Annotated in this window: 9 protein-coding genes; 4 read left to right on the top strand and 5 right to left on the bottom strand. The window is 39.8% G+C overall.

The genetic code is table 11. The features are described from left to right. Positions 1-107 precede the first annotated feature (107 nt). Positions 108-746, bottom strand: coding sequence for a hypothetical protein (locus ACOTX2_RS18905; RefSeq protein WP_012695436.1), 639 nt, complete (start codon positions 744-746; stop codon positions 108-110). Between the two features lie 11 nt (positions 747-757). Beyond that, the gene (parM, locus tag ACOTX2_RS18900; protein ID WP_000818954.1) at positions 758-1,795 is read right to left on the bottom strand and encodes a plasmid segregation protein ParM domain-containing protein; all 1,038 of its coding nucleotides are present in this window, start codon (positions 1,793-1,795) and stop codon (positions 758-760) included. Positions 1,796-2,158: 363 nt separating this feature from the next. On the opposite strand from parM, the gene ACOTX2_RS18895 reads away from it, so the two are divergent. The 4 genes from ACOTX2_RS18895 to ACOTX2_RS18880 are packed head-to-tail and all read left to right on the top strand — an operon-like array spanning position 2,159 to position 4,839. After that, complete coding sequence (locus tag ACOTX2_RS18895; RefSeq protein WP_000718595.1) at positions 2,159-3,106, top strand: metallophosphoesterase; 948 nt, start codon at positions 2,159-2,161, stop codon at positions 3,104-3,106. Further along, entirely contained in the window at positions 3,103-3,939 is an 837-nt protein-coding gene (locus tag ACOTX2_RS18890) for a hypothetical protein (RefSeq protein ID WP_000700976.1), read from the top strand. The genes ACOTX2_RS18895 and ACOTX2_RS18890 overlap by 4 nt, the downstream gene beginning before the upstream one ends. Continuing rightward, on the top strand, positions 3,932-4,453 hold the full coding sequence (locus ACOTX2_RS18885; RefSeq protein ID WP_000598517.1) for a hypothetical protein: 522 nt from the start codon (positions 3,932-3,934) through the stop codon (positions 4,451-4,453). Before ACOTX2_RS18890 ends, ACOTX2_RS18885 begins: the two co-directional genes overlap by 8 nt. Then, the gene (locus tag ACOTX2_RS18880; RefSeq protein ID WP_000815011.1) at positions 4,450-4,839 is read left to right on the top strand and encodes a hypothetical protein; all 390 of its coding nucleotides are present in this window, start codon (positions 4,450-4,452) and stop codon (positions 4,837-4,839) included. Before ACOTX2_RS18885 ends, ACOTX2_RS18880 begins: the two co-directional genes overlap by 4 nt. 61 nt (positions 4,840-4,900) lie before the next feature. Here the strand turns inward: ACOTX2_RS18880 and ACOTX2_RS18875 are convergent, their stop codons facing one another. The 3 genes from ACOTX2_RS18875 to ACOTX2_RS18865 all read right to left on the bottom strand — a co-directional run bounded on the left by ACOTX2_RS18875 (position 4,901) and on the right by ACOTX2_RS18865 (position 8,445). Continuing rightward, positions 4,901-5,905, bottom strand: a complete 1,005-nt coding sequence (locus ACOTX2_RS18875) for a ParB family protein (RefSeq protein ID WP_001278838.1) — start codon at positions 5,903-5,905, stop codon at positions 4,901-4,903. After that, positions 5,902-7,155 (bottom strand): ParA family protein, encoded by a 1,254-nt coding sequence (locus ACOTX2_RS18870; RefSeq protein WP_001050364.1) that lies wholly within the window; start codon positions 7,153-7,155, stop codon positions 5,902-5,904. The genes ACOTX2_RS18875 and ACOTX2_RS18870 overlap by 4 nt, the downstream gene beginning before the upstream one ends. Positions 7,156-8,283: 1,128 nt before the next feature. Then, positions 8,284-8,445 (bottom strand): hypothetical protein, encoded by a 162-nt coding sequence (locus tag ACOTX2_RS18865; protein WP_001371949.1) that lies wholly within the window; start codon positions 8,443-8,445, stop codon positions 8,284-8,286. Between the last annotated feature and the right edge of the window lie 1,060 nt (positions 8,446-9,505).

The raw sequence follows: 9,505 nt of genomic DNA, 5'->3' as shown, positions 1-9,505 counted from the left end.
CTGAACAAAATGACGAAAGCAGGTATGCCTGAAAGCGTGCGTATTGCCTGAAAACACAACCCGCTACGGGGGAGACTTACCCGAAATCTGATTTATTCAACAAAGCCCTATCTTGCCAAAGTCGCTAGTCGCTTGTTTGCCTTAGCTTTAGATTTTATGCTTATGGAGGCGGTTTGATTTTCATCCGATACTTTTTCTAGCACTGGCACCACAGAGGAAATGGACTTTTCTTTTGAAATTTTGGATGCACCTGAAGAAAGTGGGCTTTCAGATGGTATAGAGGTATCGCTTCCCTCATTTTCAATCTTCACACCAAAGCAGGCATGTTCCTTTTGTACAAGGAAGGTTTCTTTTACAGAAACAGAATCCTGCTTTGAATTATCTAATTGTAGAGGTGTTAAATACTCCTTAAACTTTTGATCTAAGACATTCTCTAGCAATACATTAATAGGAGGCTTAGGTTCAGTATCTATAGTATTTCCATCATTCAGAAACCTATTAAGATCTGCAAGTGTTAATCTTTCGTTTAAACCATTTATAAAATTTGCCAAGTCAGGAAATAAATTATTTAATACCAACCCGGTACTAATAGCCGACCTAATTAAATCCAGTTGGTCACCCCTATGACAAAGTTCTGTTTTTTTCAAGAAACTATAAACATAGGGTGCTTTTCTTTCGGATATCCAGAAAGACCGGATCTGAATCCGGTCGTTATCTGCCTTATTTGAGATAGGGTATTTAGCCATGTTCTAGCTCATTATTCTGAATAAATAGTATCAGCAATTGCCAAAGATAATGCGAACTGCGGATTGTCTACCATGATAACTTTAGCCGTTTCAAAATGTTTACGAATAGCTGTTTCGATGAGATATGAACCTCCCCCAACAAGGAAAACATTATGAGGCCTCTCTTCGACTTGTGTAACCGCTCTGATTACTTTACTTTGCAACTTCTGTACCGCAGAGTTTACCGCATCAAAAACACCGTCACGCTTGTCCTCTGCAACCTTCAAAGCTGATTTATCATGACGATTATCAACAAGATGATGAATGTAAGCATTACTCGTATTCAGTTTCTCAGATTCAAGATACCTGCTGATCTCATCGTAAACAATAGAACAACCAATACGGTCAAAACCTTTTACTTTCGAAATCTGTTCTAATTGCCCAGTAATACTTGCAACATCAAGAGTAGTACCACCAAGATCAATTACCAAACTTGATTCAAATGAAGCAATATCCTCAATTTCATCTGCCCGGGTCACAGCTGGTAAAGATTCAGGGAAAACAGTCACAGACAAAACGTTAAAAGAATAGCGTTTACCGTCAAGATAACGCTCTACTGGTTTCATCAGATTATCTTTTTTTCTCTGAATATTTTCAATATTCGTTTCCCCTAAAGCAGTATAGAACTGGCTAAGTGGTAAAGTAACAAAGAGGTGAACATCCTGAGGAACTAAACCAGAAGCATGAAGTGCATGGTGAACATTTAACCGGCTAATTTCATCGTATTGGTGAGATACATCAGTCGATTCCAGTGAGTTACTAGATTCGCTGTGATGCGAAAACCTTTCCAGCCCATCAATAAGATAGTTAAAAGGATTGAGACCCTCATGGCGAACACGGAAATCTGGAACAAAACTATTTTGTGTAAGCAAGGGAACTAATTCGTTTCTTTCATTAAGACAAACCAGTTTTGCAGCTTTACTTCCATCATCGACAACGATTTTTAAAGCTTCAGTGATATCCTGCACTGATGGTGAAACAGGACTTTCAGATTTTAATAGTTCAGCCATAAAAACTCTCTTTTATTAATAGGACCATATTAGATATTAACTTTATACATTAATGGTGACCTATTATCAACATTAACACTATTAAAAAAATACGTAAGTCTATGTTATTTCAGCATCCTTCCATTTTAAATACCTTACCGTTAAATTTCCTGTATTCATGTATTAACCATGTTTATAAAGGAGCCAATTATAATCAGAAAGTTACTTTGCATCCTAAGTATGAACTGTTTGAGAGCCAGGACTGGGGCCTTTACCTGTAAGTAACAAAGGTCCTTAGGCTTAGAATCCAAAATGACGCCTTTTTGTAAAAAAATCATAGTTCGAAATACCGTATCATCGATGTAAACATACGTAGAGGAATTTATGGCAGCTGAGCACGTCCAAACTATAGACCTTACAAACTTCTCCGGAAGGATTTTCTTTCTGGCAGATCCTCATGGACATTACTCTGCGCTGTGCAACTTGATCCAATCAGTTACAAAGCCAGAAGAAGAGATAGTAATTTTCTCTACTGGAAATTTGTTTGACTATGGGCCGGAACCCATAGAATTGATGAAGGCGATAAACAGTGGCTTTTTCGATGGACGTTTTGTGAGGCATTTCTCAGCTGCCGGAGCCGGAGAAGAAATGTTAAAAAAATTGTTACCATTAAACAAAGACCGGAGAACATTTTACCCCAGCACATACCTCAATGAGAGATGGTGTGTAATGGGCGGAAAGTGGCATAAAGCTGTGAATCGTTACTATTTAGAGGAAGAGGTAAAAAAACTTCTTAATACCCAGCTTGGTACGATGATGCAGATTTTACTAAAAGGCGATATAAAAATTGGGGTTTGCCCTTCTGATTACGCCCCTATCCGCACATCATTCACTGATACTTATAATGCGCTTCAAGCATTCAACTATGCCAATGTGAATATTTTTCAGAGCCAGTTTCTATTCGGTATGGACCATGCCGTAATACCAATGATGATAAATGACGTCAACCTTATGGTCCTAGGTAGGAATCCTGTAAACAGCATTCGAAAAGCCCATGGTCGTACTCAAAACAATCTTCCAGTACTGATCGGTAATTGTTTGCATATAAATACTGGATCACTCTATATGTCAAAATTAGAAGACCAGGTAATAGTTGCTCCGGGTATACCGCAAACTGACTCACCAGCACTTACATTAGTAGAAATAATCATGAAGAACAATCCAGTTTTATTGTGTCATCAGCTAATACAAACAACAAACAAGTTTTATTCACTTAAAACCTATCCTTTAGAACTCGATTCGATTGAAAACAACATTGAGGTAACAAGATGAAGATAAATTGGAAGATTATCTCAATTTCAACATTACTTTTGCATCTTCACGCAGCAGCTGCACCACATCAAGAGAAAGAGCATAGAAAAGATGCTTTTTCTTCTGCCGCACAGAAAAGTGATTCACTTATATCTGCTAAAGCGGAGCTTATAAACGGAAGGTGGTTTATAAATGGTAAATATAGGCCTGTTCTAAAGACCAGCATGACCAAAACCAATTTCTTAGAAATCATGAATGTTTCAAATAAAGAATCACTTTTTATTGTGATACCAAAACTTGAGTATAATATCATTGCCAAAAATAAAATCTTACTAAATGAAAAAATTGCATTAAGCGAAGGCACATCCGGAAAAAGCATTGTTTGGGTCGAGCCAAAATCAAGTCTAACTATATCGTTTATAAATGACCTTGCTAATACGCCCCTTCAGGCTATCGTTTCGATCACAAGAAACAACAAAGATATAATTGCCATCTTTGGACCGGATCAGGGTAAAGGGTTTACTCTTCCCGGAAATACGTCTAATGATCAAGTGTCCGTTCCTGACTATTCTGACCTAAATATAAAAAAACTTAACATACCTCAAAGTGTTGGTAATCCAGTAACCATCAATCCTAAAGAGAAGAATTACCTCTTAGTTGGACAAGGAAAATATGAAATCTTATCTCTTCCTAAATATCAACATTTAGTATTTTCTGAACCCGTTTATATTGAGAAAAGAAAAAATATCCTCGGTGGTTATGGTTATTGGACGAAAGAAACAATTCTCTACCCCGGTGAATCATTATCTTTTATAACGAGCGCCAAAAACAATCTAAGGAAGCGGGATGATTAAAGTTATCACACTTTTATTGTTTGCATTACTGACTGGTTGTCAGTCAGTAGAAAGTAAAATCGAAGAACTCCCGACAGTTGGTTTTGACCCTATTCTATACAATAAAAGTGAGGCCTTTACTGACGGAAAAGTTACTTTACGTGTCGAAAGTTCAGGAACTGATGTTTGGCTTGTCGCCAAGAATGGAACCAGAAGTTTTATTGAGCTTTCAGGCCTAACGCTAGGTGGTAGTCGTTGTGCTTACAATGCCCGTAGTAAGCAACTTTTGCCCCCAGGCAGCGTAAGCACATTCGTAGTTCCTACGGTTGGAATGCTTGGACTTTGCTTCAACAATGAAGATCAACTTATGTTTATTAACCGTGCTTTTAGCAGAATCTCTCCCAAAGCAAAAGGAAAAGATTCGCTTTCGCTTTTATTTTCTGTTAGTTACGATTTTCCCGGAAAAGCGGACCTAATTACTAACCACGATTTTCAAGAGTTATATCTTTTATTTTTGAATGAGGATAATCTATGAAACAAACATTAATTGTTATTTTAATATGTTTTTGTCACACGGCTTTAGCATATCCATACCGTATCTATACTGTCCCGGAAGGGGCATTAGTAAAAAACATACTAACTAATGAATATCTAGGAAAAACCCCTGTGGTTGTGGACGTGAGCAATACCGAAGCTGGTTCTACTTTTGGGATTTCATTATTTAGACATGAAAATGTTGCTATAAAGATTTTTACAGTAATGCCTTCAGCAGAAAATAATTTTGCTGTTTCTGGACCTGACGTTGCAACTATGTCATTGCCGGGAAAAGCACCTTTAAACGTAGTAAATGATGGGAATGGCGCTTCTGTTCATATAGAACTAAGACCTTATATGTCTGAACCTGCGCACACCCCATATTAATATAACAAGAAATTAAAAATATAAATCATATGAACTGCATCATAAAGATGCAGTTCAATATTTATTCTGATACTTTTAATTTTTCTTTTATGAACTCCTCTAGTTCCTTAATAAAACCCGCATTTATCCTATTGAATTCAAAGCGAATTTTTCTACCAGTATTGTTTTTACTGATTCTTGCATACTTATCTTTGTTATCAAAAGTAATAAGATCACTTGTTTCCCATTTTGTGGAATAAGTTTTTTCACAAACACTTTCCACAGATTGTGTGATTTTTTCCATTACAACTTTTTGAGCAACCTGGAGATCTCCAATGTCTAAATCTTTTGTTTCCTCTTTAACATTATCTATTACTTCATCTAAAGGAAATAGATTTTTTTGCACATATTTCTGTAAACGAGACAAGCGACTATAATAGGAGTTCGGGATTCCTTCATAATCCGGGAATAAAGAGATCAATGTTTCGTCAATACGGGCCGCCTGGATTCTTTTGGCTACCGATACATGACTAATCCCAAGATATGCTGCGAGTTCTTCATTAGTAGAAAATCCTTTTTCTTCCATTTTTTTGATAAATTGAAACCCAACTTCTCTATATGAAAATTTTCGAGATGTTTGTGCTGCGGATATAATTGAATTTATATCATCTTCGGTTAGTTCATCCGGAAGAACCCACAGGGGGAGATCCTTTTCTGCCTTTATACAGCAGAAACGTCTGCGACTTCCTTCTATTAATAAATAAACCCCATCTCTTTTTACAGCGATCCCTTCGGTATCGACCCCTCTTTCTTCAATCTGCTTAAGAATATCTCTAACAGAATAATCTGTAAGGGCTTCTTGATTTCGTGGGTTCGCTGGATGGACTAAGGTCTCCTTCTCCACTCTCTGGGCTGGAACAATCACATGTTCCGCTTCAAGTCTCCGGCCCTTATGAAGAGTGAATAACTTTTTTATGCGAGGTGCTGTTTTCAAACCCGCAAGACCTGAACGGTGACCGACTTCTGTCCGCTTTGGTGCGTTTAAATATCGAGATTTATCATTCCCGATATGTTGCTCATCGCTCATGCGTTAACTCCTTGCTTAGCTGAAAAACTTTTTATTTCATTTATAAATTGCTGATATACCTGTAATACAGATTCTTCTGCGACATCAAGCTGCTTTGCGGAACAAAGTTCCTCTGATTTTTTGATATCAAGCACTGTACGCCCTTTGGAAGCAGCTGCCTTAAATGCTTCAGAATTTTTTATGTTAGCGGACATCAAAAGGTCCTGAACAGTTCTGATTAATTTATCCAAAACTATTCTTTCATATGGACTTTTGTCATCTACATTGACAGCAAGAACTTTGAACCATTTTAAATTGTCGCCCTTACTTGGTGATTGTTTAAACCTTTCACTTATTGTAAGCATGAAGTCTGTAGTAGAGGCGTAATCATATTCACGTGGTGACACTGCGACAAGAATCCCATCGGCCGCTTCGTCAGCAGCCCAGATCAAAGGTGAATCTTCAGGTGGAGTGTCTATAATAATCAAATCATAGTTCTGCTTCAGTACCGGTAAGATAACTTCCTTGAAACGTAGTAACAAAGACGTACGTTCTTCTCTAGAACATTGCCAGTATTTATCTTTAAAACGAGCATCTGTCGGAAAAGCCGTTATTACGTCCAAGTTTGGCAGATGCGTTGAAAAAGGCATATTAGTGATGATTTCTTCTTCAGAGAATCCTGAATCTAAATATTTTTTATACTCAGAATTTTCTTCATAAATTCCAAGGATTGCATCAATTGCTGTAAGGAAGACATCATCTTCTGAGACACTTTGAATCATGCTGCTTCCAATCGAACCTTGTGGGTCCCATTCGATCATTAATACACGTGCATTGAGTTGTAGATCTAAAGCAGCTGCTACTGCTAAAGCTACAGATGTAGTGCTTTTCCCTGTACCGCCTTTATGATTCTGAGTAACAATAGCTCTGCTAAAGTAATGATCGCGGTACTTGGGATAACCCAGGGCATCCATTATTTTTTGAACATCCCAGCGGGTGTAAAGATGATTTTTGTTTTGATAAATAGGTGCACCAACAAGTTCTTTTTCTTCTAAGTCCGAAAGTATTTTATTGAACGTTACTCGTGACTTCCCAAAAAAATCAGAGAGATTTTTTTTATTCAAACAGTGGTTATAGATCAGTCTATCAACACCATCAACACTATCATCAGAAACAGATACTCTTGATGAAGCCATCAGAGATTCCTTTAGAGAAATCTGCTCGCTTTTCATGCGCTGACCAACGAGGGCGATCTTTTCAAGTAAATTCATGGTTATGACCTTTTTGCACTGAAAACCGACTTTTACGCATATATGTAAACTTTACGTATAATGCGTCCATTTCCTTGTTATGCGTACAATTCTATCCTTAGTTTCAATCTTAAGCTAATGTTTGTTTACTTTTTTATGATTTTTTGTGAGCTTAACTTGCAGATGTGAGCTCAGACTCTCTAGTCCATACCTAATGCACAACCTGTTTAAACCACGATTCTTGTCTCCTTCTCTACGCTTTGAAGTTAAGAGCTCCATTAATGAATCTTCACGCCTACCCTATTTCTTGCTTAGACCCTAAAATCTATCTCACCGGTGTGCTGATATACGTTTCCTAACTGTGAACCGTTGTCGTCAGTCCAGTCTAAAGATATGAGGTGTTAATCTCTTGAGGAGGCACACTACGAATTATGGGAGCAGAGTTAGCAACCTCACCCCGAAATGAAACCCAACTTAAGGAGGCAACCCCAGTGTGGAGATTAAGGGGGTTAAATCTGCCAGCGGCTGACAGTGTCCCAGCTGCTGCTCAGTCACACCACGCCCTGATTTAATCCCCTGCCCGGTATTGTAATGACCGAAAAAAACCCGTGCACTGGTGTCGGCAGACCGGCATGCATGAATATGACGTTAATCTGTATCAGCAGGCACTTTTCGCATAATGGGAGCAAGTGATAGCAACGCCGCCCAGAACGGAATGCCAACATCAGGACTGAACCCAAGTTTGGCGATTAAGGGGGTTAAATTTGCAAGCGGATGACAGTGCCCCCAGCTGCTGCTCAGTCACACCACGCTTGATTAAATCTCTCGCCAGGTCTTGTTTTGACCGAAAATAGCCCAAGCACTGATGTCGGCAGACTGGCATATAGGAATATGACGTTAATCTGTATCAGCAGGTACATTTCGCATTATGTGAGCAAGTGATAGCAACCCAGCCCGGAACTGAAGGCCAGCATGAGGACAGAACCCCAGTTTGGCGATTAAGGGGGTTAAATCTCACAGCGGCTGACAGTGCCTTCAGATGCTGCTCAGGCATACTACTCTCCCTGATATAATCTCCCATATGTTCTTGAGATCGTCGGAAATCGCCCATGCACCGGTGTCGGCAGACCGGTATGCAGTAATGTGAATTTAATCTGCATCATCAAGCACATTTCGTATTATGGAAGTAAGTGTTAGTAAACCAAAGCCCGCCCAGAACGGAAGGTCAACATCAGAACAGAATCCCAGTTTGGCGATTAAGGGTGTTAAATCTGCAAGCTGCTGACAGTGCCCCAGTTGCTGCTCAGTCACACCACGCCCTGATAGAATCTCCTGCCCGGAAATGTGATGACCGAAAAAAGCCCGTGCACTGGTGTCGGCAGACCGGCACGCAGGAATATGACGTTAATCTGTATCAGGAGGCACATTTCGCATTATGGGAGCAAGCGATAGCAACCCAAGCCCAGAACTGAAGGCCAGCATCAGGACAGAACCCCAGTATGGCGATTAAGGGGGTTAAATCCGCCAGTGGCAATAAGATCCCGAGCGGTGTTTAAGAAATATTTCCCGAAGGACAATCTTCCGCTCGTACGATGAATATAGTGTTCAACCCGGGAGAGGGATCACTTAACCTGCTTAGCCTAAATCTTACGTCATTCTCTAAACGGAGTTTAAGCTTAATGGTCCTGAGAAAGTTAAAAGGACTACCCATAATGACGGTTTGAGATGGCGAATAAGGGTTTTTTCTGCCAGCGGCTGACATTGCCCCAGCTTCTGCTCAGTCACACCACGCCTGATTAAATCTTCCGCCAGGTCTTGTTATGACCGAAAATTGTCCGTGCACTAGAGTCGTAAGACCTGCATACAGGAATGAGGCGTAAATCTTTATCAGGTGGCAAGGTTCGCATCATGGGAGCAAGGGTCTTGAACTGGAGGTTAACATCATAAAATCCCAGATTGGCGATTAAGGGTGTTAAATCTGACAGCGACTGAAAGTGCCTTCAGATGCTGCTCAGGTATATTACACCCTGAAAAAATCAAGCATCTGTGCTTGCGAATATCGGAAAAGGCCATGCACCGGTGTCGGCAGACCGGCATGGGCAATGAGACGTTAATCTGTATCAGCTGGCGCATTTCGTATCATGGGAACAAGTGTTAGCAACCCTCTCCAGGACGGAAGGACACTATCAGGACTGATCCCAGTTTGGCGATTAAGGGGGTTAAATCTGCCAGCGGCTGACAGTGCCTTCTGATGCTGCTCAGACATACTATGCACAGATATAATCACCCGTCCGTCCTTGTGATTATCGGAAAAGGCCATGCACCGGAGTCGGCAGACCGGTATGCAGTGATGTGACTTTAATCTTTATCA

The sequence above is a fragment of the Enterobacter cloacae complex sp. IR5412 genome, from assembly GCF_049237385.1.
Taxonomy (GTDB): Bacteria; Pseudomonadota; Gammaproteobacteria; order Enterobacterales; family Enterobacteriaceae; genus Enterobacter; species Enterobacter intestinihominis.
Note: the sequence above shows the minus strand (reverse complement) of the source record. Positions and strands in the feature narration are given on the sequence as shown.

Coding starts and splice junctions, on each gene's coding strand:
- ACOTX2_RS18905 (WP_012695436.1), bottom strand. CDS start 746: ATGGCTAAATACCCTATCTCAAATAAGGCAGATAACGACCGGATTCAG.
- parM (WP_000818954.1), bottom strand. CDS start 1,795: ATGGCTGAACTATTAAAATCTGAAAGTCCTGTTTCACCATCAGTGCAG.
- ACOTX2_RS18895 (WP_000718595.1), top strand. CDS start 2,159: ATGGCAGCTGAGCACGTCCAAACTATAGACCTTACAAACTTCTCCGGA.
- ACOTX2_RS18890 (WP_000700976.1), top strand. CDS start 3,103: ATGAAGATAAATTGGAAGATTATCTCAATTTCAACATTACTTTTGCAT.
- ACOTX2_RS18885 (WP_000598517.1), top strand. CDS start 3,932: ATGATTAAAGTTATCACACTTTTATTGTTTGCATTACTGACTGGTTGT.
- ACOTX2_RS18880 (WP_000815011.1), top strand. CDS start 4,450: ATGAAACAAACATTAATTGTTATTTTAATATGTTTTTGTCACACGGCT.
- ACOTX2_RS18875 (WP_001278838.1), bottom strand. CDS start 5,905: ATGAGCGATGAGCAACATATCGGGAATGATAAATCTCGATATTTAAAC.
- ACOTX2_RS18870 (WP_001050364.1), bottom strand. CDS start 7,155: ATGAATTTACTTGAAAAGATCGCCCTCGTTGGTCAGCGCATGAAAAGC.